Consider the following 25,597-nt stretch of genomic DNA (forward strand, 5'->3'; position numbering starts at 1 on the left):
CTGTCCAGTTCCGGGCGGTCTTCGACAGGGAGCATGATGCCGGGCGCTGATCGGGTGGCCATATTTTCGGCGGACGACATTCCCGAAGATCATCGGGACGAGTTCATCCGCGATTTCTACGGTCGCATCCAGATGCGATTGGACATCACGCCGCGTGCCGACACGCCGCTCAAATTCTCAGCCCGGACCCTGATCCTGCCGGAGATGAGCCTCACCAAGGGCACCGTCTCCCCCATGTTCTGGGAGCGCAACAGCGGGCTGATGGCCGACGGCAACGACGATATCATCCTGTCCTGGAACAAGGGCGGCTACCGTTTCACCATGCCTGGGCGCGGCGACTTCAGCACCGATCCCGGCACCGCCGCGATCCTGCCGATGGACCGTCGCTACTCGATCGTCAGCGAGGATTCGCGATGGACCATGGCGCTTCAGTTCAAGCGCTCGCTGCTGGCCCCGCTGGTAAAGAACCTCGACGATGTGCGTCCCGACAGTCTCGGCCTCACGCTCCCGGCCCACCGGCTGCTTTTCGACTACCTCTGGTCACTCCTGCGCTTGGAGGGGCCCGAGACCCTTGCACCCCTCGCTTCTCGCCATATCACCGATCTTCTCGCCGTTTCCTTCGGCGGCATGGAGGCGCATACGCATCCACCCGGTGTCCGCGCGGCAAGGCTTGCGGGCATCAAGCAGCACATCGCCCGCAACCTCACCGATCCCCGGCTCAACGCCGCGCAGATATCGCGCAAGTTCCGCATCAGCGAGCGCTATGTCCGCCAGCTGTTTGCCGGAGAGGGGACAAGCCTTTCCGACTACGTCAACGGGGAGCGGCTCGCCTATGTCCATAGCTGCCTCACCGATCGCCGGCAGTTGCTGCGGCGCATCGCCGACATCGCCTTTGAGGTCGGCTTCAACGAGCCCTCGACCTTCTATCGGCAGTTCCGGCAACGCTACGGCATGACACCGACGGAAGTTCGTGCCTTGACCGAGAAGGATGGCGACAACTGAGGCGGTGGCGGACATGCCGGCATCGGTGACGACCTGGCTGCTGTGCAGGTGATCGACTGAAAAGGAAGACCGCGCGCCTACGCCTCGGCAAGCCGCCCATGCGCGTGGGTCGTGTCGGCGAGCGTCTCGATCACGCGGCAGTCTCCGACCCGGCCGCTGGCGCATTGCTTCACCATGCGCCTAAGCTCGTCGCGCAGTGCGTTGAGGCTCGCTATGCGCTTCTCGACCTCGACCAGGCGAGACTTGGCGATCGCGTCCGCGGCGGCGCATGGCTGCTCCGGATCGTCCTGCAGCGACAGCAGCGTGCGGATGGCCTCGACCTCGAAGCCGAGCTCGCGCGCGTGCCGGATGAACGCCAGGCGGTCGAGGTCGCGGCGGTCGTAGAGCCGCCGGTTGCCTTCGCTGCGCGAGGCGGCGGGCAGAAGGCCGATCTGCTCGTAATAGCGGATCGTCGGCACCTTCACGCCGCTGCGCCGCGCCGCCTCGCCGATCGCAAAATCACTTTTCAGCATTTTCCGCTTGCTCCTCTAGTCGCTAGAGGATGTAGCACCGGGCAAAGGCTGGAGCAATTCCAGCAAGGAATGCATCGCGGTTTCCATCCGCAATCGCATGAAAACAACGACTTGCAGCAGATCGGTGATTCTCTTGCCGAACTGCCCGAACAGAAGGCCGATGCCATGGACGTCAAGGAGACCCGTTACCGTGTGACAGGCATGGACTGCGCCGCCTGCGCGGCCAAGATCGAGACAGCGGTGAGCCGTCTTCCCGGGGTGGCGAAGGTATCCGTCTCGGCGACGGCGGGCACGATGCGGGTCGCTCATGCCGACGAGGCAATCCTGTTCCCCGCCATGAAGACGCAACTGGGCAAGCTCGGCTACGGCGTCTTTCCCGCGGACGGGAACAAGGCGGACGATCCCGCCCACGACCATGCAGGTCACGACCACGGCCATGATCATGACCACGACCATGATCATGCGCGGGCCGGAACCCACGCGCATGATCATGAAGGCGGCGACGGGCAGGGCGCCTGGTGGCGGACCCGCAAGGGCATGCTCACCATCGGCTGCGGCCTGGCGCTTGGGCTGGCCTATGGCGTTGGCCGCTTGTACCCGCCGATCGAATGGGGCGCGTTCCTGGCGGCGCTTTGCGTCGGCCTGCTGCCGATCGCCAGCCGTGCCTTTGCCGCTGCCCGCGCCGGCACGCCGTTCTCGATCGAGACGTTGATGACGATCGCGGCCGTCGGCGCCGTCATCATAGGTGCAGCGGAGGAGGCTGCTGCGGTCGTCTTCCTGTTCCTCGTCGGAGAGTTGCTCGAAGGCGTGGCGGCCAGCCGGGCCCGCGCCAGCATCCAGAACCTTGCCGCCCTCGTTCCCAAGACGGCCTTCGTAGAGCGCGATGGCGCGGTCGCCGAACTGCCCGCCGAAAGTCTTTCTGTCGGAGCGGTCATCCTGGTGCGGCCTGGCGACAGGATCGCGGCGGATGGCGAGATCGTCGAGGGCGACAGCGCCATCGACGAGGCCCCTGTCACCGGCGAGAGCGTGCCGGTGCGCAAGAAGGCCGGCGACGCGGTGTTCGCCGGCACGATCAACACCGACGCCGTGCTGCGCGTGAAGGTCACCGCGGCCGCGTCCGACAACACCATCGCGCGCGTCGTCAGGCTGGTCGAGGAGGCGCAGGAGAGCAAGGCCCCGACGGAGCGCTTCATCGACCGCTTCTCGAAATATTATACTCCCGCAGTGCTGGCGCTCGGCGCGCTGGTGGCGGTCCTGCCGCCGCTGGTCGCCGGCGCGAGCTGGAGCGAATGGATCTACAAGGGCCTCGCCATCCTCCTGATCGGCTGCCCCTGCGCGCTGGTCATCTCCACCCCGGCGGCGATCGCGGCCGCCTTGTCGGCCGGTGCGCGGCGCGGCCTCTTGATCAAGGGCGGCGCCATCCTCGAGGCGCTGGGCTCGATCGACGCGATGGCGCTCGACAAGACCGGCACGCTGACCGAAGGCAGGCCCAAGGTCACCGACATCATCGCGATCGGGTCCAGCGAGGCCAATGTGCTTTCGCTTGCCGCGGCGCTCGAGACCGGTTCCAGCCATCCGCTCGCGCTCGCCATCCTCGACAGGGCGAGGGCCGACAAGGTGCCGGTGCCGCCGGCCTCGGACGCATTCGCGCTCGGAGGCAAGGGCGTCGCCGGCAAGGTCGGCGGCAAGGAGATTTTTCTCGGCTCGCCGGCGGCGGCCGCGGAGCGCGCAGCACTACCAGCCGACACGCTGGCGCGCATCACCGCCTTCAACGACGAGGGCAAGTCGGTTTCGCTGCTGCTTGTCGCCGGTCAACCGGCGGGCATCATCGCCATGCGCGACGAGCCGCGCGCCGACGCGCTGTCCGGGCTGGCTGCGCTGCGCGAGGCCGGCGTCGAGCCGGTGATGCTGACCGGCGACAACAAGCGCACGGCCGCGGCGATCGCCAAGGGCTTGGGGCTTCCAGTGCATGCCGAAATGCTGCCGCAGGATAAGCAGCGCGTCGTTCGCGAATTGCAGGCTTCCGGCAAGAAGGTCGCCAAGGTCGGCGACGGCATCAACGACGCGCCGGCGCTTGCCGCCGCCGATGTCGGCATCGCCATGGGCGGCGGCACCGACGTGGCGCTGGAGACGGCCGATGCCGCAGTGCTGCACGGGCGGGTCGGCGACCTCGCGGCGATGATCGACCTGTCGCGGCGGGCGCTCGCCAACATCCATCAGAACATCACGGTGGCGCTCGGGCTGAAGGCCGTGTTCCTGGTCACGACGATCATCGGCGTTACCGGCCTCTGGCCCGCCATCCTCGCCGACACGGGCGCGACGGTGCTGGTGACGGCCAATGCCATGCGGCTGCTGGCGTGGCGGCCCGTGCGCAACTGACCGCCGAAGTATGAAGAGCCCGGCTTTCACCGGGCCCGTCTGCCGTTCAATCGCGAGGCTCTGGATTGCTCCGTCGCGATGTCTGGTTGTCTTTAGTCGCGATGCTCCGGCATCGCCTTCAACTGGTCCTTCGTCCAACTGGTGACGGCATGGACGTCGCCGTCCTCGTCGCGCATGAATTCGAGTTGGCTGGCACTCACTGCCACGGGCTTGGCGCCGATGCCGAGAAAGCCGCCCACATCGATGACGACCTGGCTGCCGTGCAGATGGTCGACCGAGCCGATCTTCTCATCGTCCGGTCCGTAGATGGTGGCGCCTTCGAGGATGTCGGGCGTCAGCTCGGCACTGGTCAGTCTAACGTGGCTGGTGTGGTCCATGATGCATCTCCTGTGGTTGTACAGGGATGAACCTCGGATCAGGGCTAGGGTTCCAACGGCGGAGCGAAAAGCATGCGGCTCAATGGAGCGCCGCCCAGCCGGTCGCGAGGATGAGTACAAGCGTTACTGCCGCGCCCGAGACATAGAGGATCGTCCTGAGGCCACTGCCCTTGGCCGCGTCTCCGCCGCGCAGATAGATCCCCATATGCATGAGGCGTATCGCCAGGTGCGCCCAGACGAGCACGGCCAGCGTCACGGGCCCGACGCCGACCATCATCGCAAGCACCGCGGGCACGACGAAGGGTGCGAGCGCCTCGACCGAGTTCATGTGGACGCGATCGATCCTGTAGAGCGGGTTGTCGTCGTCCGCGGGGATGACCGGACCCGAGAGCTTGCCGGCAAATCCCTTGGACGAGCCGGAATAGACCGCCAGGGCCACCGACAGGAGACAGAGCGCAAGCACGCCGACAATGCTCAGCCAATAGGGTCCCATCTTCTTGGCTCCTTCCTTCGGCTGTGGCGCGCGCCTCGCGCTGCTCCCCATGCGGGGTGCTGCCCGGCGGGCCGAGATGCCAGGCCGCGCTATAAGGCCGCTTGGGAAAAAAGCGCCTGGTAACGCTGCAGGTAGAGCGGCCAGCCCTGATCGCTGTCGACGCCGCCCCTCACGCTCTCCCAACCCTGGCCATGCCGCTCGATATGGCGGTGTTCGATTTCGACGCGGGTCCGGTTTTCCGACTCGGCCGTGAAGCGGACTTCCCACTCGCTTGTCCTGGCGAGGTCGGTTTCGATCTGCCAGCGCGGCTGATGTCCCAGCTTAAGAGCAGTCGGCTCGGCGGTTCATAGGCAAGCACGCGGGCGAAGCGGCATTCCGAGCCGTCGACGCCGCGATCGTAGACGTGGCCGCCAACGCGCGGCTCGAAGATCGTCTCGGCGATCGGGACGGCGAGCAGATTGTGCTCGCGCGGTTTGAAGCTGCCGAAATCCTCGGTGAACACCTTGAAGGCGCGCGCGATCGACGCCGCGACCACGACGGAATGTCTCACGGGAGCAGGTGGCGGCTGCTTGATCATGTGTCGTCCTCCCTCGGATGCTCGACAAGCTTGGCGTAGGCCGCGAGCGTCTTCACCCAGAACTGGTCGATCTCCGCCCGAAACGCCGCGAGCCCATCCGGATCGATCCGGTATATGCGTTCCTTGCCGGAGCGCGTGTCGGCGACAAGCCCGGCATCCTTGAGCACCTTCAGATGCTGCGAGACCGCCGGCCGCGTCACAGGCAATACAGTCGCGAGCCCGCTGACCGAGCTGGGGCGGTCGACCAGCAGCTCAAAGATCTTGCGCCGTGTCGGATCGCCGAGCGCTGTCCAGTATTTCGCGTTAGTGGCCACTAACGCGAAGCTAGGGCGATGCATCTGCCCTGTCAACCCGGATCGAGATTGCCAATCTCAGCGTACGCTCGGGGCACCACCTGAAACATCATGCGTTGTGGGAAGTCTAAGAACTGTCGGACGCCAGATCTCGCGGCTGCAGGCCCCAAGAGGCGTGTGCCCTGGGGCATGCCTGTCGTTCTCACCGTGGAGCGCAAATAGGGTCTCTTCGGCTCTCTAGATGCCTCGCTTCGCCTTCAGGCTTCGCGCCGCTTGTTCGATCGCCGCGCGATCGTTGCCGAGCCGGTCGAGCAGGTCCTGCGCCTCGTCGCCTGAAATGCCGGTGCGCATCGCAAGCGCCTCGACCGTCAGCACATCGGCGCTGTCGATCTCGCGCGTTTCGGGCAGCGCATCGCCCGCCGTCAGCGGCAGTGCCGCCTCGCGGTCGATTTCCATCTCCGCTTGATGCCAGTGCCGCTCATGGTCGCCATTCAGGCAGCCTTCGCGCTGCCAGATTTCATAGGCCCGCTGCTGGATCTTTCCGTGCCGATCTTCTTCGCTCATTGCCTGTTCCTCCGTGGGTGTCAGGTCAACGCAAGACGAGGCGGAACGATCCGCGGTATCGAGAAGGTGATCGGCGGGTCTAATCGCACAGGTGCGGGACGGGGCTGATGATTATCGCCCACATCCGCGCCTGTTCCGACCGTGAGCTTGGCTGCGCCGCATCCCGCTCAGGGGCCGTATATGGCCACCGGCTTGCCGAACATGCCGGGCTCCGGCCTCACGCCGAGCCCCGGCCGCTGCGGCACGGCGATATGGCCTTGCCTGATGACGACCGGGTGCTTCTGGTCGAAATGGCCCTTGATGTATTCCTGCGCGATCCAGGCGCCTTCCATGCGGCGCGGCTCGACGGTTGCCGCCAGATGCACGCAGGCCGCGGCGATGATGTCGCCGCCCCAGGCGTCGTCGCAACTGTGCGGCAGCGAGCGGATGGCGCAGAGGTCGCGCACGGTGGTCATCTTCGTCAGGCCGCCAAGGCGCGTGACCTTGAAGCCGAAGCCGTCGGCGATGCCCATGGAGATTGCCCGAAGCACCGCGTTCTGGTCCTCGGTGCTCTCGTCGAGATAGACCGGATGCGTGACGCGGCCGTTCAGGGTCGCGATCTCGTCCATCGTGTTGCAGGGCTGCTCGAACACGAAGGGGATTGTCTGGCAGAGCCGGTCGAGATGGATCGCGGCGGCGACCGTCAGGCCCCGGTTTCCGTCGACCGCGATGCGTGCTCCGTAGCCGACCGCTTCCCAGACCTTGTGGACGACGGCCACGTCCTCTTCCAGGTCGCGCCCGCCGATTTTCACCTGCAGGCGAAGATAGCCGGCCTTGACCTTGTCGGCGGCGAACCTCGCCGTCTCGTCGGGCGGACCGACGATCAGCGAATAATAGGCCGGCACGCGGTCGGTCAGCGCGCCGCCCAGCAGCGTCGAGACGGGCACGCCGAGCTTTTGTCCAAGCAGGTCGAGGAAGGCCATGTCGAAGGCGGCCTTGGCGTAGCCGTGGCCGTTCAGGCGCTCGTCCATCTGTCTGGCGAGCAGCCTGATCGAGGCGATCTCCGAGCCGATCAAACCCGGCGCGATTTCGGCGATCGCGGCGCGGGCGCCCAGCGCATGATGCGGCTGGTAGACTGGACCGATGGGGCAGGTCTCGCCCCAGCCGGTAAAACCGTCATCGGTCACGATTTCGACCAGCGTCGAGTCCAGCGCGTCGACATCGGCGCTGGCCATGCGGTAGACGCCGCCCTTGACCGGCAGCTGCGCCGAATAGACGTTGATCCGCTCGACGCGCATGGCGGCTAGATCCGCGCCCTGGCCGAGCTCGGGTCGTAAGGCGAATCCGCGATCACTTGCGCCGTCTTCCACTCGCCCAGGATCGCCACTTCGAGCTTCGTGCCCGGTTTGGAGAAGCGCTCGGGCAGCAGGGCCAGCGCCACGTCATGGCCGAGCGCGTAGCCATAGCCGCCGGATGTGATGCGCCCCACCAGTTTGCCGTCGCTGTAGAGCCCCTCATTGGCAAGGGAGCTTGCGCCGTCGGTATCGATCCTGAGCGTCACCGACCGGCGCTGGTCGTTGCGCTCCTTGTATTTCAGCACCGCCTCGCGGCCGGCGAAATCGCCCTTGTCGAGGCGGATGAAGCGCTCCAGCCCGCTCTCCAGCGCGTTGATCTCCGGGTTCATGTCGCGATACATGGCGCGATAGGATTTCTCGAGCCGGAGCGATTCCAGCGCGTGCAGTCCGACCAGCCGCATGCCGTGCTTCTCGCCTTCCTTCAGGATCGCGTCAAGCAATTGCCGCTGGTAGGGCAGGGGGTGGTAGAGCTCCCAGCCGAGCTCGCCTTCATAGTTGACGCGCAACAGCCGCACGTCGCTGGCCAGGGCCACGCTGCCGGTCTTGACGCCGAACCACGGAAAACTTTCGTTGGAAAGGTCGATCTCCGTCAGGGGTTGAAGCACGGCCCGCGCGTTCGGCCCGACGACCGTGAAGCAGCCGCGGTCGTTGGTGGCGTTCTTCAAGGTTACGCCGCCGTCGGCGGGCAGCAGTCTGGAAAGATCGTCGAAGTTCCAGCGCTCGGCGCGCGGCGTCGAGATCAGGTAGAACAGGTCTTCGCCAAGACGCGCGACCATATATTCCGCCTGCACGCCGCCGTTGGCGGTCAGGTGATGCGCCAGCGTCACCTTGCCGACCGCGGGCAGGCGGTTGGCGATGATCCGGTCCAGCCACTGGGCGGCGTTCGGGCCGGAGACCTCGAACTTGGTCATCGGCGTCATCTCGACCAGGCCGACGGCATTGCGCACCGCCAGCACTTCCTCGCCGACGAGGTTGCCCTTGGGCGTCCAGCGCCAGCTATACTGGTCCTTGGCCTCGACCCCGTCGCGCGCGAACCAGTTCGGCATCTCCCAGCCATTGAGCACGCCCCAGACCGCACCCAGTTCTGTCAACCGGTCATAGGAAGGCGCGGTCTTTTGTGGCCGCGCGGCTGGCATGTCCTGCCCGGGATATTTCTGCTCCGCATGCGTGCCCCAGGCCTCGCGCACCTTCTCGCGCGTCCAAGCCTTGTTGGCGTAGTCGCCGAAGCGGCGCGGATCGAGATCGGAAGTGTCGAGGCTGTTGCCGCCCTCGACGATCCGCTCCGACAGGTAGTAGCCGATCGTGCCGCCCCACAGGATGCCGCCCGGCACGCCTTCTGCGAGCCAGACGTTGGGCAGGCCCCAGGCCGGTCCCATCAAAGGCAATTCGTCCGCCGTCATCTGGAACGGGCCGCGCACATTGGCCTTGATGCCGACGCGCCCGAGCGCCGGCACGAGCTGCAGCGCCTGCTCCCAGTTCCACGACACCGCCTCGAAATCCTCTTCCAGCAAGTCGGCGCCGAACCACGAGGGAACGCCGTCCTCGGCGAACAGTTTCAGGTGCTCGGTGCGCTCGTAGGGCCCGAACATCAGCCCGTCGCCTTCCTCGCGCAGATAGCCCTCGAAACCCTCGTCGCGCAGGATCGGCATTTCGGGCCGCCCGGCGCGCTTGCGCTCCACCACCTCCGGCACCGCTTCGGTGATCCAGTACTGGTGCAGGATCGGGATCGCCGGGATGTCGAGGCCGAGCAGCGCGCCGGTCTGGCGCGCGTAATTGCCGGTGGCCGTGACCACATGCTCGCAGGTGATGTTGCCCTGGTTGGTCTCGACCAGCCACTCACCGCTTGGCGTCCGCCTGAAGCCGGTCACCTCGGTGTTGAGATAGACCTTGGCGCCCAGATCGCGCGCGCCCTTGGCCATGGCATGCGTCACGTCGGCCGGCGCGATATGCCCGTCATCGGGATGGTAGAGCGCGCCGAGCATGTGCTTGTTGTCGAGCAGCGGCCAGAGCTTGCGCGCTTCGTCCGGCGTCAGCAATTGCGCCCGCATGCCCTGCACCTCGGCGACGCTCATATAGCTCTTGAATTCGTCGAGCCGGTCTCTGGAATTGGCGATGCGCAACTGCCCGCATTTGTGCCAGCCGACCGGCTGCCCGGTCTCGGCTTCGAGACCTTCATAGATCTCGATGGTCTTGTTGATCATGCGCCCGACATTGATGTTGCGGGCATAAGAGGGGATCAGCCCCGCCGCATGCCAGGTCGAGCCGGCGGTAAGCTGCGTGCGCTCGAGAAGCGCCACATCGGTCCAGCCGCGCTTGGCCAGGCCATAGAGGATACCCGCGCCGACGCATCCCCCGCCGACGATCACCACCCGCGCATGTGTCTGCATCAAACCACCAATTCCGACTGTTGGAGCAAGGATCGCGCTCGAAGCTACAGGCGGCGAATGGCCGTGTAACGCCTTCAAAAGTTAGGGGTGACGATAAATTGGGCTTATGCAGAGGTGGCGCGGGGCTGGCTCGCGATCAGGCGGCGTCCTATTGCGCTTTCCCATCCTGCCCGGTCTCGTCCTTGAAGTACCGTGAACGCCGTAATTTTCGAACGACGCGCCCGACCTGATCTGGTTCTTCTTGCGGGAACCGCGTCAAGATCATCCACCTGCTCAGTGCGGTCGGGGATGAACGAGGCGGCGTCGGCCGCCGCCTCGTTCTCATCAGGCATGTTTCGCCCGGGCATTCCCCATCGCGAGGGCGGGGACGACGCCATCCTCGACGAGAATGTCCTTTTTGCGCGCAAAGGCAACGAAGACGCCTCTTGCTGTTTCCGCGTCGATATCCCCGGCAAGCGCGGCCTTGCAGGCGCGGATCGCCGCCTTCTGCTCAGGGCTGTTGCCACACCAGTCGGTGGCGAATTGATAGGCGTCCACGACGGTGTTCAACTGACGGGGAAATCCAAGTCCGACCCAGACGCGGACAGGCTTTTCGAACGGTTTTGAGAGCATTGCAAACGACCCCGCTTCGCGATGACTCTATGCAACCACTCCGCCGCCGCGGTCGCTTTTGCCGGTCATCCAGGGCAAGGTGACGATCACGTCCTCATGGATCCTTACCGACTTTGCGAAACCGCAAAACGCATCCCTGGCGGCTGCCAGCGGATAGCCGCCGTCGAACGCTCGCTGGCACGCCCGCAAGGCGGTATCGTAGATGGTGCCGCGTCTGTTCCTGGGCCATTCGTAGAGAAATTCCAGGGCGTCTTCGAGGCACGCGATTTCCTGGACCAGGCTGTCCCCGCTCTTCACGAAAACGGGACTGTCAAACATGCGATCGTTCATAGGATCCTCCAAGTCGAACGAACAATTTGAGTTTGAATCAGGGCGGGGACCGACAGCGGTCCGCGCCTCCCTTTGATATTGGTTTTGAGGTCTCGGCCGTCAAGGTTGCCCGCTCGCAAACGGGACGGGTGGGCTTTCAGGGTGGTTTTGAACGCCGTCGGGTCGTCGTCGCGGCGCACTCGTTCAGGCTGGATTTCCCGCCTGTTTGCTCCCCGGGCAAGCTTTCACCGGCTGGAGTCGAGCTTCTGGATCCGCCCCTTGTCCAGCCGGAACACGCCCTCGGTGCCGCCCTGGCGTTCGAAGTCGACCTGAAGCTCGTCCCACGTGCCCAGATATCTGCCGCACTCGGCGCAATGGATCAGAGTGGCGGGCTTCGCGTCGGCCGGAATCTGCAGACGGATCGTGCCGCAAAACGGGCATTCCAACTTGTGGTCCAAATACTCGCCGGCCATGATCGCGAAGCATTGCGCAATCGACACGCCTTCGCAAGACCGGGACTTCGGCAAGCCTTTGCTTCAGCCCGGCTCGATCTCCGAAAACAGCCAGTCGCGAAACGCCTTCACCTTACGTTGGCGGATCGCTTCCGGCGGGTAGACCAGATAGAAACTGGAGACCGCTTTCAGCGCGTGGTCGAACGGCCGCACCAGCCTACCCGTGGCGAGGTCGGCCGAGACCAGCATGGTGCGGCCGAGCACCACGCCTTCGCCCTGGACGGCGGACTCCACCGCGAATGTGGCGGAATTGAAGGTGAGGCCGCTGTTCGGGTCGACGCCTTCGACGCCGGCGCTGGCCAGCCACGCCGCCCAGTCGATGCGGTAGCCGTCGCGGATCAATGTGTGGTGCTTGAGGTCCTCGGGCGTCCGAAGCGGGTGCGGTCCCTCCAGCAGCTTGGGGCTACAGACGGGGAACACCTCCTCGCCGGTGAGGAATTCCGAGGTCAGCCCGTGATAGTGGCCGGCGCCGTAGCGGATGGCGACATCGATGCCGTCGCCGCGGAAATTGGTCAGCCGGCCGGTGGTCGAGACGCGCACGTCGATGTCGCTATGCGCGCGATGGAAGCGATAGAGCCTCGGCACCAGCCATTTGCCGGCGAAGCCGTCCGAGGTGCTGACGTTGAGCGTCGATCCCGAATGACGCGACGTCGCCGTTTGCGTGGCCAGCGCGAGCTGGTCGAGCGCCTCGCGCACGGCAGCCGCATAAGGCTCGCCGACCGGGGTGAGCCGCACCGAGCGCGTCGCGCGCTCGAACAGCTGCACGCCGAGCTGGTCCTCGAGATGCTTCACCGCGCGGCTGATCGCGCCATGCGTCAGGTGGACCTCGTCGGCGGCCCTTGAAAAATTCAGATGCCGTGCGGCGGCCTCGAAGGCCGGCAGGGCGTTGAGCGGCGGCAGTCTGCGGGCCATGACGACAAGGCTATTTGTGAGTTATGGTAACAAATAATTGCCAAACTTTGGTTTGTCCGTCCAGCCTTTTCCAGTCAAGAATCCTCACAGAATTTGTGACCGATGCTCACTTAAGATCAAGCCTGCGAGGACGTCATGGCCACCGTTCATCCCTTCCTCTGGTTCAACCTCGATGCCGAAGCCGCGCGTGATTTTTATCTCTCGGTCTTCAAGAACAGCCGGACGCTGGGGACGATCGAGTTCACCGACAAGCCGCATGCGATCTTCGATTTCGAGCTCGAGGGTCAGCGCTTCACCGCGCTCAACGCGGGCCCGGTGCCGCCCTTCAATGAGCGGATTTCGCTCTACATCGAGACCGAGGGCCAGGCCGAGACCGACTATTTCTGGAACGCGCTGACCGCAGGCGGCGGTTCGGAACAGCCCTGCGGCTGGCTGAAGGACAAGTTCGGCGTTTACTGGCAGGTCATACCGGGCGAGGCCTTGCGGCTGATGAACGATCCGGACCGCGAAAAGGCCGGACGAGCGCGCCAGGCGATGTATTCGATGAAGAAGATCATCCTCGCCGACATCGCAGCGGCTCACGCCGGCCGCGCCTGATTTCCCACGTTATTCAGAGACGGAGAAGACCTATGGCCAATCTCCCCATGGCTGGACTCGATGGAAAGAAGATCATCGTCGTCGGCGGCAGCTCCGGCATCGGTTTCGGCGTCGCGGCGGCGGCGCTCGAAGGCGGCGCGGCGGTGGTGATCGCCGGCCGCTCCGAGGACAAGCTCAAGGCCGCAGAGGAGCGGCTCGCCGGGGCAGGGCGTGTAACGGCCATCGCCGCCGACATGGCCAGCGAGGCGGATGTCGCCCGCCTGTTCGATGCGGTCGGCGCCTTCGATCATCTGGTGGCGACGGCCGGCACGCCGCCGCCGAATGATCCGATCGGCGGGACCGACATGGATTTCGTGCGCCAGTTCGTCGACGGCAAGCTGGTCGGCGCGGTTATGCTGGCCAAGCACGCCGTGCGCAGACTGACCAAGGGCGGTTCGATGATCTTCACCTCCGGCATCAACAAGGACCGTCCGCCGGTCCCCGGTGGCTCGGTCGTCTCGGCGGTCGCCGGTTCCTTCACCTATTTCGCCCGGGCGCTCGCGCTGGAACTTGCGCCGACCCGCGTCAACGTCGTCTCGCCCGGCTGGGTGGACACCGAAATGTGGGACGAGATCGTCGGCGCGGCCAAGACAGGCTATTTCGACCAGATGGGCGCCCGCATTCCGGCGGGCCGGATCGCCAAACCCGCCGATATCGCGCCGGCCTATCTCTATTTGATGCAGAACGAATTCATGACCGGCGAGACTGTCCACATCGACGGCGGGCAAAGGCTGATATAAGGCCAGAGCTAATGGCATCGGCAAATCCGACCCAGCCGCCAAATCCGACCGTCAGGTGCGGAGTCACTTCGCTCTTAATGTCGAGACCGGCTCGCACGCCAAACTCCCTCCAGCGGAGCGATGTGGTCGCGTTATAGGTCTCGCTGAGCGTTTGTATCCTGAGAACCTGGTTCAAGGTCTGGTCGACATGCGTGTTGCCACCGAAAAACGTCAGTGATGGCGTCGCCTATGGATAATGCTGCTTCTTCGGCGCGTAGATCGCCGGATCGAAATCAAGTTCCTTCGGCAGCGGCTGGCTCGAACACTGCAGGTGCATCTGGCGGGCGAGCAGCCGCCGCTGCTGCTGCTCATGCTCCTTCACCGCCGCCACCATCCCCATGCTGTAAGGTCCAAGCAGCACGCCCATGCCCCACCCGGGATGGTCCTTCTCGCGCTTGGCATAATCAGCGGCGGCGGCGCGGGCCTGCTGGCATTCCGGCGATGCCCATTTCGGATCCTGTTGCGAAAGCGAGGCGCCATAATCGACCGGTGTGGGAACGCATCCAGCCACAGCCGCGCCAAGCGCGACGATCATCGCGATCCGCATCCTTGAGTCCTCGCTAATTTAGGCGGCAGAGTACACAGAACGTCTCTTCGCACAAGCGAGATGGCCGCAAAAAGGAGAGCTGGAAGGGCTTGGGCGTCCGGGCGATCGAAGGCAGGCTGGGGCACGTTCAAAACTTGCGGCTGAGATACGCCGACCCGGCAAGCCCGAACCGCCACTCGAACTCCACCGCCCTGGTAAGGCCGATCCGGCGGCCGCTGACGACCGCGGCCGGATCGGTCCGCGTCGGGGCGAACTCGAAAGGCGGCGCGGTGAGAGGCAGCCGATTATACGTGCCGTCGATGCCCAGCGCCTGGCAGAGCTTGCCGGGGCCGGAGCATAGCAGCCGCTCGTCATCGGTTCCGCGGCGCTCGCGCATCTCGTCGATGCCCGATTGCGGCTGGATCGCGCGGATCAGGACGGCGCTGCCCGGCAGGCACACCGCGTTCAGGCACCAGTGCAGACCGTAGGAGCGGTACACATAGGCAGTGCCGGGCGCGCCATACATCGGCGCGTTGCGCGGCGTCTCGCCGCGATAGGCATGCGAGGCGGGGTCGTCGGGCCGGTAGGCCTCGGTCTCGACGATGATGCCGCCGGCACCATCCAGGGCAAGCGTGGCGCCGATCAGCGCGCGCGCCACGACAAGGGCGTCGCGGGCGAAGAAATCTGCGTCGGCCGGGCGAACCATCGCTGGCGTTCGATCAACCGAGCAGGTTGCGCGCCGCGCGCATGAATATCCGCGAGCCGATCGGGATCAGGTCGTCGGGAAAATCATAGTCGGGATTGTGCAGCGACGGGTGCTTTTCGCCGGCGCCGAGGAAGAACATCGCCGATTTGGCGTTATGGCCGAAAATGCCGAAATCCTCCGAGGCGCGCATCGGCAGCGTCTCCTCGCTGCGTGAGACGCCTTCCTCGTCGAGCGCGCGGGCGAGATGCTCGACCGCGTCCGGCGCGTTGACGCTGGCGACGAAGATCTCGTGATAGTCGAAGTGCAGGGCAAGCCCATGGGCGGCGGCGATTTTTGCCGCAAGCGCCTCCGCGGCGGCGACCAGCTCGGCCATGCGATCGTCGCGCCTTGTGCGCAGCGTCGCCCAGACTTCCGCATGGCCAGGCGCGATGCCGAACACCGCCTCGCCCATCGCGCAGTGCGTGACGGTCACCATGCCGAAATCCTCGTCAGTGAAGGTGCCGCGTCCCAGCGCCGGCAACCGCGGCATCAGCTCGCTCACCGCCGCCATCGGCGAGATGCCGGTTTCGGGCATCGAGGAATGCGCGGTCTTGCCTTCGAGCATGATGCGCATGCCGCGCGAGGCGCAGTTGACTGTGCCGGCCTTCAACCGCGCCTCGCCGAACGGAACGCCCGGCAGGTTGTGCAGCGAAAAGGCGAAGTCCGGCGCGATCTCCGAAAAACGCGGATCGGCGACGACGCCGGCCGCGCCGTTTCCGGTTTCCTCCGCCGGCTGGAACATAAGGACGACGCGGCCGCGCGCCGGCCGCTCGCGCCCGAGCTGGCGGCCAAGCGCGGCCAGGATCGCGGTGTGCCCGTCATGCCCGCACATATGCGACTTGCCCGGCACCTGCGAGGCATGCTCGACGCCCGAAAGCTCCTCGATCGGCAGCGCGTCGAGCTCCGAGCGGAACAGCACCGTCGGCCCGGCCTTGCCGCTGTCATAGACCGCCGCCACGCCGTGTCCGCCGAGCCCCGTAAGCACCTGGTCCGGCCTGGTATCGGCGAGGAAGGCGACCACCTCCTTCGCCGTCTTCTCCTCCTCGTTGGAAATCTCCGGCCGCCGGTGCAGCCTGCGCCGCCATTCGGTCAGCTCGACGATGTCTCGGTTGGTGAGGGTCATGGGTTGGAGCTCCGCTTGGCTTTCCCGTCACAGAAAACACCATAGAGGCTTTCTTGCGCCGGCCATGTCGATCAATTTTGATAGGCCATCGATGTCCGGCGAAATCAAAGCGGTTATCTGGCCAACGCCACTTGCGCCAGGTCGCGGCTGGTCGCGCGAGAGACGACTCCGTCATAAATGGCGCGGGCGGCTGGATTTGCCAGCACGTCGCGGCAGGCGAACAGCATGCGCGTCGGAACAGTCCGCACATGGGAGATTGCGGACGCGGCATGTGGCATTCCGTGCCTAGGTGGCGGCTTGGATATCACTCGGCGGTGGCGGGCTTGTGTCCGGAAGGCGTGCCGTCTGGGTTCATGCCATAGCGTTTGTAAAGCGCCTGCTCGTCGCGCGCCAACTGGGCGTCCATCCGTGCGTCGGCGCTTCTTGCCAACGCATTTCGCGCCGCCAGCGCGACAGGCGCCTTCGCGATGCTGGAAAGGCCGGTGGGATCGGCGGAGGCAGCGAGGCTGGTCGCGCCTTGCGCGGCGCCTAGCGCCGAGGCTTCGGCGTTCAATTGCTTTTCCAAAGCCCTTGTCTCACCGGAGAAATTGGAGCCTTGGAAACTGGACTGGGAGCTTTGGCAAGCGGCCAAGCCGAACGCCGCAAATGACGCCGAGGCGACGCGGATGACATAGGTGATGAAATACATGCTCGAGATAGGCCTGCAAGGGTTGAAAATCATCGTCGGTTCCAGCCCGCCTAGTAGCAGGCGACCTGGAAGTTCCCCTGGCCGCGCGTTGCCATGGCAACCGCCGGCGCCATAGTGCGGGCTGCCAGGGTGCCGCCCGGCCCAGCCATGCTCACGGCGGCCATCGCGCCCGTGGTGGCCATCTTAGTCGCCCGCACCGTTTGTGCATGGGCCTGAAGCTTGTCGATGCACGATTGCGCCGAGGCGTAGCTCCTCGCTCGCTCCCTGTCCTCCGCGGTGCCGCCTGGACTACTGGCTGCCAGCTCAGCGGCGGCCTGGCGTCCGGCCATGTCGGCGCGCAGGGCATTCATCCGGGCGTCACTGGTGCATCCGGCGGCGAGCAGGCATAGCACGCCTGCGAACACTGGTCTGGTAATCATGTCTGAAACCCCCACGCGAATTGCGGCGCGATGCTGCGCCCCCTGCGCGGACCATACGGCCGCGGGCGAGAGATTATCTTGGGCGATACCGAACATTCCTTTGGCGGAAAGCGAACAAAACCGGCTGGCGACCAGTGCCGTGACCGCGTCGGAACGGGAGGCGCGACAGGCATCCGAATCCGCGCCGGATGCCTATCTCAAGGCTGCGGGGGCGATCGCCTGATGTCGGTAGGGGTGGCGTTGAAGCGCTGGCGAAATGCGCGGCTGAAGGTGGACAGGTCCGAGAAACCGGCATCGTAGGCGATTTCGGTGATCCTGGTCGGGCTCGCACCGCGTTCGGTAAGGAGCCGGAAAGCCAAATCGAGCCTGCAATCGCGCACGAAAGCAGTGAAGGTCGTTCCCTCGGTTTCGAACAGGCGCTGTATGTAGCGTGGCGTGACGCCCTGGCGCTTCGCAATGGCGCCGACGTGTAGACCGGGGTCGGAGAGGTTTTCGAGGATGTCGCGCCGGATAAGCCTGCGGCGGGCCGCCGCCTTGCTGTGTTCGTTGCGCTCGGCGCCTCCGCGGACGAAGCTGTCCAGGACCAATGCGGTCAGATCGTAGACATGGCGAGACGCCATGTCGCCAGCCTTGCTGGAGCAAGGCGGATAACCGCGCAGCATTTCGGCGTAACTCGCCAGCAGCGGCATGCCGGGCGCGGTCGCGGGTATCAGGTAGCTGGCCTCCAGTTCGATGCGGGGTGCGAGGTCGGCAAGCGTCTGGCGATCCAGCGAGATCAAGTCCACGCGCGTGGTTTTGTCGTATCGGAATTCATGGCATGTGCCCTCGTTGACCAGCACGACGTCGCCGGCGGCGACCCTGAACGGCGACTTGCCATTGATCGATATCTGGTGCTCTTCGCTGTGGATCAGCAGTAGGTACTGCTCTCGCCCGTCCTGGAGCAGGTCGCGCGTCCGCGCGCCGCCCATCGGGGCGTAGAGGCCGCGCGCCATCGTCAAGCCGCCGGGCAGCGGCATCGCCTCCATGTCGATCCGGATATTGTCGTGATCGGCCGGTGAGAAATGGCGTCCCCCGATATGACGGGCCATAAAGTCATGCACGAAAGCCAGCCGTTCCCGTCGTGGAATATCTTCCGTGGACAGTCGCCTCATAGGGAATGCGGATAAGCTAGCCAAATTTGTCCTCTCTCCTCGGTCTTCAAGACACCTCGATGACCTCAAGCATCATCGCGGCGAGAGATCAATTACCGAGATTTATGCGCAGTCGTCCAGAAACTATGCGTGGCTGTATTTCACGGTGGGAAGAGAAAGCTTGCGGAAGTCGGGGACACTCTCCCGACGCGCGGGCGCTTCCGGCACGACTGGCGGCCTGCCTGCATCCTCAGCCGCGCCTGGGGAAGAGGAGATAAACGACCCCGAACACGACCACGATGGTCATGTTCACGGTCAGCCGTTCCCAGAGCCGGCCTTTGAGGAACAGGACGTCGACGCAGACGATGACGATTACCATCGCCAGCACGTAAAGCACGACGGCGACACGGTGGCTTATGTACGGACCCTCTTGGCTCGGTCACTTGCAAAGGGAAATAGCACGGGCGCAGCGCTCCGAAATATGCTGTGCGCACGACGCACGGCCTTGCCGGGCCTGCCTGCCTCCATGTTGCGGCCACCGACGGGGGGCAGAGGCCGGAGGCGCCTCGCTGTCAATCGAGAAATATGCCGTAAACCTCTGAAATCCTTAACACGATTTTCATGCTGCTCGCCTAACAGCGATGGCCATGACAAGGCATGACGAGCGGCAGGCTTCGGGTCCTTCCTCCGAGGGGCGGAGCGAAGCCGTGGCCGCAGGCATCCTGAGCGATCAGCTCGCCAATCTGGGCAACGGCATCCTCGTTGCGATGGCCGTCGGCACGGTCCTTTCGGCGCTGATCCTGGTGGTGCAGCTTCTGTCCGGCGGCAGCCTTGCCGCCGTGCTGTGGTTTGCGGCGATCGCCCTGCTCAATGGCGCGCGCGTGGTGCTTGCGCTCGCCCCCACGGACACTCACGGCAGGCCGGAGGCGGCCGCCGGCCGGCTTTCCCTCTATGGCGTGCTGGCGCTGGCGTCGGGCGTCGCCTGGTCTTTTCTGGCGCTGCTGACGGACGGATACGCTACCCCCCAGGCGCCGCTCTATCTGATCGTGCTTGCCGGCACGTCGGCCGGTTCGGTCACCTATGGCGCGCCCTACGCGCCGGCTTCGATCAACTTCGTCACGCTGCCGCTCCTCACAGCCGCCGGATGCATGCTGGCGAAGGGCGGCGTCGAAAACTATGTCCTGGGCTTCACGATCCTGCTTTTCCTCGGCGCGATGATCAGAAGCGCGCTTCTGGGGCAATCCCGCTTCCGCGAGACGAGCCGCCTCAAATACGAGGCGCGCGAGTTCGCCGCCGAGATGGAGCGCAACTCCAGGCGCGACCCGCTGACGAATCTGCTCAACCGCAATGGGCTGGAGCAGGCGATCGCCAGGCTCGGCCTTTCCGACGGGCCGTTCGTTGCCATGCTGATCGACCTCGACGGCTTCAAATCCGTCAACGACACCTATGGCCACAAGACCGGCGACGACCTTTTGGTCAAGGTGGCGCGCGGGATAGAGAACCACGCCCCCGAAGGCGCCACGATCGCGCGCATCGGCGGCGACGAGTTCGTGCTGCTTTTCCCCCTAGGCGAAATCCGGCAGCCGGCGGGCGAGCTTGCATCCACCATCATCGCGGCCATCGCCAACCCGGACCCCGAGTTGAATTCGGTCCGCGTCGGCGCGTCGATCGGCATCTATCAGTCGGAAAAGCCGCGCTTGACGGAGATGCTGCTCAAGGCGGATTTCGCGCTCTACGCGGCCAAGCGGGGCGGCAGGAACGAATTCTGCCTCTTCGACGCCGCGCTCGACTGCGCGCTGGAGCGCAAGAACCGCATCGAGCGCGATCTGCGTGGGGCTATTGAAAACGGTACTCTTTGTTCCTGGTTCCAGCCGCTGGTGCGGCTCGACTCCAATTCGGTCGTCGGCTTCGAAGCGCTGCTGCGCTGGCACCACGATGTCCATGGCGCCATCTCGCCGCCCGAGATCGTCACCGCCGCGCGCGAGACCGGCCTGCTGTCGCTCCTGAGCGAAACGGTGTTCCTCAACTGCTGCGCCATGATCCGCGAACTGGTGAAGCACGGGCGCCGCGACGTCCGCGTCGCCATGAACCTTTCGCCGCGCGAGCTCGAGGCCGGCGATGTCGACGACATGATCCTCCACGGGCTGAAGGCGAAGGATGTGCCGGCCGCGATGCTCGAAATCGAGATCACCGAGGAGGCGCCGGTCGACCGTGACAGGGTCGGCGAGAAGGTCGGGCGCCTGGCGGATGCGGGCATATCGATCGTCCTCGACGATTTCGGCACCGGCTTTTCGACCCTGGTGTCGCTGAAGGATAGCCGCATCCGCAAGATCAAGATCGACAAGGATTTCGTGCGCGACCTGGCGAAATCCGTGGAGGATCAGGCGGTGGTCGAAGCGGTCATCGGCCTTGGCCGCACGCTGGGCATAGAGGTGATGGCCGAGGGCGTCGAGACGGACGCCGACCGCATGATCCTGCGCTCGCTCGGCTGCATGATTGCGCAAGGCTATCTGTTTTCGGCAGCGCTTCCCATGGGCGACGCGCTGGCCTTCGACGCGGCCGCCGCCGGGACATTCCTGGATGCGGCTGGGTTATCCAGTCCAAGGAGCGGCCACGCCGCCTGACCCGGCCCTGGCTGGCAAGCCGGGCGCTCGACACCACTCCTGCGTGACAGGCTTTCGACGCGGGAAAGGGGGCGGCGACTGGCGCCAATGCAACTTTTTGAATTGGGAGCCGTTGTGGCGGCGATGCCGAAAACCAAAGCCAGATCGAGCGCTGCCGCCATGGTCAAGTCGCAGGGCGCAGCCGAACAGCGCCGCAAGCCTGCGCAACCGTCAAAGACGCTGCGTAAGAGGCCGCGTCGGCCAAAGTCAAAGGCAGCGGAGTCTGCGGCCGAAAAGCTCAAGCAGGCGCAGCCGTCCCCGCAGATAGAAGAAGTCATCGAAGCGGCGCCGGAATCCGTGGGCGAGGATGTGCCGCCGCCGCCCGAAGAGGTCGAGCCCAGCCCGGAACTGACGCCCGAGGAGGCGGCTCAGGCGCGCAAGAAATACCTGTTCCGGCGTTTCTGGATCAGCGCCCGCGGCTACTGGAGCCTGCGCGGCGACAAGCTCGCCTGGCCCTTCACCATCGGCCTTTTGCTGCTGATCTGCATCAATGTCGCCTTTCAGTACGGCATCAACGTCTGGAACCGCTCGATCTTCGACGCCATAGAGCAGCGCAATGCCCACACCGTATATTTCCTCAGCGCCGTTTTCGTGCCGCTGGTGCTGGCGAGCGGCAGCATCGTGGTCACGCAGGTCTATCTGCGCATGACGATCCAGCGCCGTTGGCGCTCCTGGCTGACGACGGCAATGATCGCGCGCTGGCTCGCCAATGGCCGCTACTACCAGCTCAACCTGGTCAGCGGCGACCACCAGAACCCCGAGGCGCGACTGACGGAGGATCTGCGCATCGCCACGGAATCGCCGGTCGATTTCCTCTCTGGCGTCCTAAACGCCTTCCTGTCGGCGTCCACCTTCATCGTGGTCTTGTGGACCATCGGCGGCGCGCTGACCCTGCCGCTTGGCGGATCGACCATCACGATTCCCGGCTTCCTGGTCATCACCGCGGTGATCTATGCCGGCATCACCTCGACTTCGATGGTCGTCATCGGCCGCAATTTCGTGCAGCTCTCCGAAGAAAAGAACCAGGTGGAGGCGGAATTCCGCTACACGCTGACGCGTGTGCGCGAGAACGGCGAGAGCATAGCCCTGCTTGGCGGCGAGGAGGAGGAGCGCAGCGGCATCGACAGGACGTTTGCCGGCGTGCTTGGCCGCTGGGCGCGGCTGACTGGCCAGCACATGCGCACCACGCTCGTCTCGCAGGGCTCCAGCCTGTTCGCGCCGGTGGTGCCGGTGCTGCTGTGCGCACCGAAATTTCTCGACGGCTCCATGACGCTCGGCCAGGTGATGCAGGCAGCCTCCGCCTTCGCCATAGTGCAGGGTGCCTTCGGCTGGCTGGTCGACAATTATCCGCGCCTCGCCGACTGGAATGCCTCGGCGCGCCGCGTCGCCTCGCTGATGATGTCGCTCGATGGGCTGGAGCGCGCCGAGCAAAGCGACGCGCTCGGGCGCATCGGCCATGGCGAGACCAAGGGCGACGCCATGCTGAGCCTGAACAATCTGTCCGTCTCGCTCGACGACGGCACCGCCGTGGTCAAGGAGACCGAGGTGGCGATCGAACCCGGAGAGCGCGTGTTGGTCTCGGGGGAATCCGGCTCGGGCAAGTCGACCCTGGTGCGCGCCATTGCAGGGCTATGGCCCTGGGGCGGCGGCAGCGTCGATTTCCACCCCGACAAGCGCCTGTTCATGCTGCCGCAGCGTCCCTATGTTCCGACCGGGACCCTGCGGCGCGCGGTCGCTTACCCCGGCGCCGCCGACAACTGGTCGCCCGAGGAAATCAAGCAAGCCCTCGACAAGGTTGGTCTCGGCCACCTCAAGGACAGGATCGAGGAAGACGCGCCATGGGACCAGACGCTCTCTGGCGGAGAAAGGCAGCGCCTGGCCTTCGCGCGCCTCTTGCTGCACCGGCCCGATATCGTCGTGCTGGACGAGGCCACGGCCGCGCTGGACGAGAAGAGCCAGGACAGGATGATGGAGACGGTGATAGCCGAGCTGCCGAAGGTCACCATCATCAGCGTCGCGCATCGGGCCGAGCTCGAAGCCTATCACAGCCGCAAGATCACGCTGGAGCGGCGAAAGGGCGGCGCCAGGCTGGTCAGCGACATCGACCTCATTCCGCGCAAGCGCAGCCTGCTCAGGCGCGCCTTGTGGGGATCGCGCAATAAGAGCCGCTCGAGCAATTCCGTAAACAGCGCGTGACGGTTTCCCGTCCGGGCTACGCGAGCCGCTTGTGAGCATGAGGAGCGACCACAAGGCCTTGGCCCTGTAGTCGCCGGTTCGACAACTCACAGCAGGAACATCTGCCGGTCGTGCAATGTCGCCTTGATGGCGGCGATGCCGGTCTCGATTTCGCCTTTGCTGGCCAGGATGGCGTCGGCGGCCGCGCCCTCGACCATCGAACGCAAGAGCTCCGCCTGGCCGACCAGCACCGCGTCCTTCTCGGCCAGCGCGGCGAGCGTCGCCGCCTCCAGCCGGTAGCGCTGCGTCATGCGGTCGTTTTCCGGCACCGGCTGGTGGCGGATCAGCCCTTCGAGCCCGCCAACCTCGCGCCCCAGCCCCTCCAGCGCCTGGGCGTTGGCGACGACGGCCGGATCGGGGAAGGGGTTGGCGCGGCTGGGCGGCGCGATGTTCTCGCGCCGGTAGCGGCTCTCGGCCTGATCGAGGCCCGCCCGCGCGCGGCCGAGCAGCGAGCACGCCATCTGGCGCACCCGCTGGTCGTCCGCCCGGAGCTGGTTCTCCTGACGGTAGAAATTGTAGCCGTAGCCATAGAAGAGGTTGATCCCGACCTTGGCGAGCGGCCCGGCCTCGTAGAAGCCGCTCATCTGGTGGCGCCCACTTCATCGCCCAGCGGGTAGAAGCCGGTGGGCTGGCCGCCGATCTGGAACGGCACGCCGGCGGCCGCGTTAGGCGCCGACACCAGGCCCTTGTCCGCCATGCGCAGCGCCAGGTAATAGCGCACCGCCTCGATGGGGCTGAGGCCGATCGCCTGCAGCGAGATCAGCTCGCGCATGCGCTCGTCGCGCGGCATGATCAGCACCTTGAGGTCGTTGAGCATGATGCCGTAGACCTTGAGGAAATCGGTGAGATGCGCCTTCACCGCCTCGCGCACGTCGCTGATGCGCTCGTTGATGTTCTCCATCTTGGTGACCTGGATGATCTGGTTGATCGCCTGCTCGATCGCCGGCCCGGCATAGTCGGCGATCTCCTTGGTGTCGATCACCGCACCCGCGAAGGGCATGTGGGTAATGAGGTCGAGCGCCTCTTCCTTGCTGTCGATGTGGATGTAGTAGTCCACCACGTAAGCCATCTCCGCCATCTCGGCGCTGGTCGCGACGCCCTCGTTGCGCACCAGGAGCTTCGAGCGGTTGATGTAGATGACCTCGTAGACCCAGGGCGACGAGCCGCCGAAGAACCCTTGCACGACCGAGCCGACCAGCGGCTTGTCCGGCGTCTGCAGCGCGTATTGCCCGGTCTCGTAGACGTTGAGCACCGCGCCGCGCGACTTCAGGATGCAGAAATGGTTGCTTTCGACGGTGAGCAGCGAGCCCGATACGATGCTCTCGTCGACGATCTTCATCGCCACGGTCCGGGTGCCCAGCGCATCCGTGCCGTCGCGCTGCAATGACGTGATGACCTGCCTGGTGATTGCCATTTGAACTCTCCCTCGTTTGGTTGAGGGCACGCCCGCGCGTGCCCGGTGCTGTGGATTTACGATGCAGAACAAAGAGTTGGAGCGGATATGCGATTCAGTGTCGGAGCCGCGCTAACGCGGCGAGCAGAGGCCCTTGCCCCTGAAGGATTGTTCGAGCCGCGCGGTGCGATCCGTGCGCTGCCGGAAGCCGCCATCGCCGTCGAGCAGGTATTTCGTCCGTTGCTTCGTGGATGCTTGCGGCGCCGTCTTCTTCGCCGTCGCCCTGGCTGCCTGCCGGATCGGCTTTACGACCTCGGCCGCGCGGCGCTCGATCTCGGCGGCGACGCCGGACTCCTGCAAGGCGCGGCTGACGGCCTGCCCGAGGAGCTCCCGACCGGTTTCGCCAAGCAGGGCTTCGCCAAGCAGGCCTTTCTCGCCCAGGAAACCCTTTTCGCCGAGCAAGTTCGAAACCGCCTTGGCGACATCGGCGACCGCGTCGCTTGCGGTGTCATCATCAGCGTCGTCGGAAGGCGCGGTCTTCAGCGCGGCGCGCCGGCCGCCTTCCGGTCGAACGCCTTTTGCGCCGCCGCGCGCCTTGGCGAACCACTGCCAGGCGACGAAGCCGAGCGCGAGCACAAACAGAAGATGCGACATGCCAAACCCCGATCAGATCGCCGACCTCAAAATCGAAGGAGTGGGGCAAGCGGTAGTCGACAACGAAGCCCGGGACTGTGCCCGATTTCACAATGTCGCGGGTCGCCGTCTCAGTCGGCCCGCGCTCCATGGTCCGTGTCGATTGCCCGCTCTCAAGATGGCGTAACGTGCCCGCCCTCAGCGCGCCTCGCCGCCCGTTTCCGGGCGCCAACGGCCACGCCTGAGGCGTTTCAAAGGCCGTTCCGTCGCCGATCCCCCTCCATCCCTTGCCTCATTCTCAAAGACGTCTTCTTTTCCGGACGGGGCTGTCCGGGAACCATGGATGGCATGCTGCATCGTTGAT

General features: G+C 65.3%; 28 protein-coding genes. 6 read left to right on the forward strand and 22 right to left on the reverse strand.

Features of this window, described 5'->3' with window-relative positions:
• The first annotated feature begins 36 nt into the window (after positions 1-36).
• Positions 37-1,002, forward strand: a complete 966-nt coding sequence (locus ACR64R_RS04470) for an AraC family transcriptional regulator (protein ID WP_487360477.1) — start codon at positions 37-39, stop codon at positions 1,000-1,002.
• A gap of 77 nt (positions 1,003-1,079) precedes the next feature.
• On the opposite strand, the gene ACR64R_RS04475 is transcribed toward ACR64R_RS04470, so the two are convergent.
• Positions 1,080-1,514 (reverse strand): MerR family transcriptional regulator, encoded by a 435-nt coding sequence (locus ACR64R_RS04475; RefSeq protein ID WP_487360478.1) that lies wholly within the window; start codon positions 1,512-1,514, stop codon positions 1,080-1,082.
• 165 nt (positions 1,515-1,679) lie between these two features.
• Between ACR64R_RS04475 and ACR64R_RS04480 the strand changes: the two genes are divergently transcribed.
• Entirely contained in the window at positions 1,680-3,893 is a 2,214-nt protein-coding gene (locus ACR64R_RS04480) for a heavy metal translocating P-type ATPase (protein WP_487362376.1), read from the forward strand.
• A 92-nt stretch (positions 3,894-3,985) separates the two neighbouring features.
• Here ACR64R_RS04480 and ACR64R_RS04485 read toward each other — a convergent pair whose 3' ends face one another.
• The 11 genes from ACR64R_RS04485 to ACR64R_RS04535 all read right to left on the reverse strand — a co-directional run bounded on the left by ACR64R_RS04485 (position 3,986) and on the right by ACR64R_RS04535 (position 12,263).
• Positions 3,986-4,270, reverse strand: a complete 285-nt coding sequence (locus ACR64R_RS04485) for a PRC-barrel domain containing protein (protein ID WP_487360479.1) — start codon at positions 4,268-4,270, stop codon at positions 3,986-3,988.
• Between the two features lie 79 nt (positions 4,271-4,349).
• Positions 4,350-4,763: an MAPEG family protein gene (locus ACR64R_RS04490; protein WP_487360480.1), complete on the reverse strand. Its 414-nt coding sequence runs from the start codon at positions 4,761-4,763 to the stop codon at positions 4,350-4,352.
• Positions 4,764-4,932: 169 nt separating this feature from the next.
• Complete coding sequence (locus ACR64R_RS04495) at positions 4,933-5,340, reverse strand: SRPBCC family protein (protein ID WP_487360481.1); 408 nt, start codon at positions 5,338-5,340, stop codon at positions 4,933-4,935.
• Entirely contained in the window at positions 5,337-5,678 is a 342-nt protein-coding gene (locus ACR64R_RS04500; protein WP_487360482.1) for an ArsR/SmtB family transcription factor, read from the reverse strand. The genes ACR64R_RS04495 and ACR64R_RS04500 overlap by 4 nt, the downstream gene beginning before the upstream one ends.
• A 192-nt stretch (positions 5,679-5,870) precedes the next feature.
• Positions 5,871-6,197 (reverse strand): DUF2934 domain-containing protein, encoded by a 327-nt coding sequence (locus ACR64R_RS04505; protein WP_487360483.1) that lies wholly within the window; start codon positions 6,195-6,197, stop codon positions 5,871-5,873.
• A gap of 167 nt (positions 6,198-6,364) precedes the next feature.
• Positions 6,365-7,474, reverse strand: coding sequence for a mandelate racemase/muconate lactonizing enzyme family protein (locus ACR64R_RS04510; RefSeq protein ID WP_487360484.1), 1,110 nt, complete (start codon positions 7,472-7,474; stop codon positions 6,365-6,367).
• A gap of 5 nt (positions 7,475-7,479) precedes the next feature.
• Positions 7,480-9,918, reverse strand: a complete 2,439-nt coding sequence (locus ACR64R_RS04515; protein WP_487360485.1) for a GcvT family protein — start codon at positions 9,916-9,918, stop codon at positions 7,480-7,482.
• 324 nt (positions 9,919-10,242) lie between these two features.
• Entirely contained in the window at positions 10,243-10,530 is a 288-nt protein-coding gene (locus tag ACR64R_RS04520; RefSeq protein ID WP_487360486.1) for a DUF982 domain-containing protein, read from the reverse strand.
• Positions 10,531-10,557: 27 nt separating this feature from the next.
• Positions 10,558-10,860, reverse strand: a complete 303-nt coding sequence (locus ACR64R_RS04525; protein ID WP_487360487.1) for a DUF982 domain-containing protein — start codon at positions 10,858-10,860, stop codon at positions 10,558-10,560.
• Positions 10,861-11,084: 224 nt separating this feature from the next.
• Positions 11,085-11,366 carry a hypothetical protein gene (locus ACR64R_RS04530; RefSeq protein WP_487360488.1) on the reverse strand — a complete coding sequence of 94 codons (282 nt, stop codon included), beginning with the start codon at positions 11,364-11,366 and terminating at the stop codon, positions 11,085-11,087.
• A gap of 9 nt (positions 11,367-11,375) precedes the next feature.
• Entirely contained in the window at positions 11,376-12,263 is an 888-nt protein-coding gene (locus ACR64R_RS04535) for a transcriptional regulator GcvA (protein ID WP_487360489.1), read from the reverse strand.
• Between the two features lie 135 nt (positions 12,264-12,398).
• On the opposite strand from ACR64R_RS04535, the gene ACR64R_RS04540 reads away from it, so the two are divergent.
• Positions 12,399-12,860, forward strand: a complete 462-nt coding sequence (locus tag ACR64R_RS04540; RefSeq protein WP_487360490.1) for a VOC family protein — start codon at positions 12,399-12,401, stop codon at positions 12,858-12,860.
• A gap of 32 nt (positions 12,861-12,892) precedes the next feature.
• The gene (locus tag ACR64R_RS04545; RefSeq protein WP_487360491.1) at positions 12,893-13,639 is read left to right on the forward strand and encodes an SDR family oxidoreductase; all 747 of its coding nucleotides are present in this window, start codon (positions 12,893-12,895) and stop codon (positions 13,637-13,639) included.
• A 226-nt stretch (positions 13,640-13,865) separates the two neighbouring features.
• Here the strand turns inward: ACR64R_RS04545 and ACR64R_RS04550 are convergent, their stop codons facing one another.
• The 7 genes from ACR64R_RS04550 to ACR64R_RS04580 all read right to left on the reverse strand — a co-directional run bounded on the left by ACR64R_RS04550 (position 13,866) and on the right by ACR64R_RS04580 (position 18,706).
• A complete protein-coding gene (locus ACR64R_RS04550) occupies positions 13,866-14,225 on the reverse strand; it encodes a hypothetical protein (protein WP_487360492.1) in 360 nt (119 codons plus the stop codon).
• Positions 14,226-14,352: 127 nt separating this feature from the next.
• A complete protein-coding gene (locus ACR64R_RS04555; protein ID WP_487360493.1) occupies positions 14,353-14,910 on the reverse strand; it encodes a DNA-3-methyladenine glycosylase in 558 nt (185 codons plus the stop codon).
• A 13-nt stretch (positions 14,911-14,923) separates the two neighbouring features.
• Positions 14,924-16,072 carry an amidohydrolase gene (locus ACR64R_RS04560; protein ID WP_487360494.1) on the reverse strand — a complete coding sequence of 383 codons (1,149 nt, stop codon included), beginning with the start codon at positions 16,070-16,072 and terminating at the stop codon, positions 14,924-14,926.
• A 304-nt stretch (positions 16,073-16,376) separates the two neighbouring features.
• Positions 16,377-16,625, reverse strand: a complete 249-nt coding sequence (locus ACR64R_RS04565; RefSeq protein WP_487360495.1) for a hypothetical protein — start codon at positions 16,623-16,625, stop codon at positions 16,377-16,379.
• A gap of 185 nt (positions 16,626-16,810) precedes the next feature.
• Positions 16,811-17,179 (reverse strand): hypothetical protein, encoded by a 369-nt coding sequence (locus ACR64R_RS04570; RefSeq protein WP_487360496.1) that lies wholly within the window; start codon positions 17,177-17,179, stop codon positions 16,811-16,813.
• Between the two features lie 197 nt (positions 17,180-17,376).
• On the reverse strand, positions 17,377-18,204 hold the full coding sequence (locus tag ACR64R_RS04575) for an AraC family transcriptional regulator (protein WP_487360497.1): 828 nt from the start codon (positions 18,202-18,204) through the stop codon (positions 17,377-17,379).
• Between the two features lie 355 nt (positions 18,205-18,559).
• Positions 18,560-18,706, reverse strand: coding sequence for a hypothetical protein (locus ACR64R_RS04580; RefSeq protein ID WP_487360498.1), 147 nt, complete (start codon positions 18,704-18,706; stop codon positions 18,560-18,562).
• Positions 18,707-19,016: 310 nt separating this feature from the next.
• On the opposite strand from ACR64R_RS04580, the gene ACR64R_RS04585 reads away from it, so the two are divergent.
• The gene (locus ACR64R_RS04585) at positions 19,017-20,933 is read left to right on the forward strand and encodes a putative bifunctional diguanylate cyclase/phosphodiesterase (RefSeq protein ID WP_487360499.1); all 1,917 of its coding nucleotides are present in this window, start codon (positions 19,017-19,019) and stop codon (positions 20,931-20,933) included.
• A gap of 123 nt (positions 20,934-21,056) precedes the next feature.
• Entirely contained in the window at positions 21,057-23,168 is a 2,112-nt protein-coding gene (locus ACR64R_RS04590) for an ABC transporter ATP-binding protein/permease (protein ID WP_487360500.1), read from the forward strand.
• Positions 23,169-23,254: 86 nt separating this feature from the next.
• Here the strand turns inward: ACR64R_RS04590 and ACR64R_RS04595 are convergent, their stop codons facing one another.
• From ACR64R_RS04595 to ACR64R_RS04605, 3 genes are all read right to left on the reverse strand, one after another.
• Complete coding sequence (locus ACR64R_RS04595) at positions 23,255-23,791, reverse strand: hypothetical protein (protein ID WP_487360501.1); 537 nt, start codon at positions 23,789-23,791, stop codon at positions 23,255-23,257.
• Positions 23,788-24,621 (reverse strand): SPFH domain-containing protein, encoded by an 834-nt coding sequence (locus ACR64R_RS04600; RefSeq protein ID WP_487360502.1) that lies wholly within the window; start codon positions 24,619-24,621, stop codon positions 23,788-23,790. Before ACR64R_RS04600 ends, ACR64R_RS04595 begins: the two co-directional genes overlap by 4 nt.
• Before the next feature lie 111 nt (positions 24,622-24,732).
• On the reverse strand, positions 24,733-25,254 hold the full coding sequence (locus tag ACR64R_RS04605; RefSeq protein ID WP_487360503.1) for a hypothetical protein: 522 nt from the start codon (positions 25,252-25,254) through the stop codon (positions 24,733-24,735).
• Positions 25,255-25,597 lie beyond the last annotated feature (343 nt).

The sequence above is a fragment of the Mesorhizobium sp. MC2-1-1 genome, from assembly GCF_057597255.1.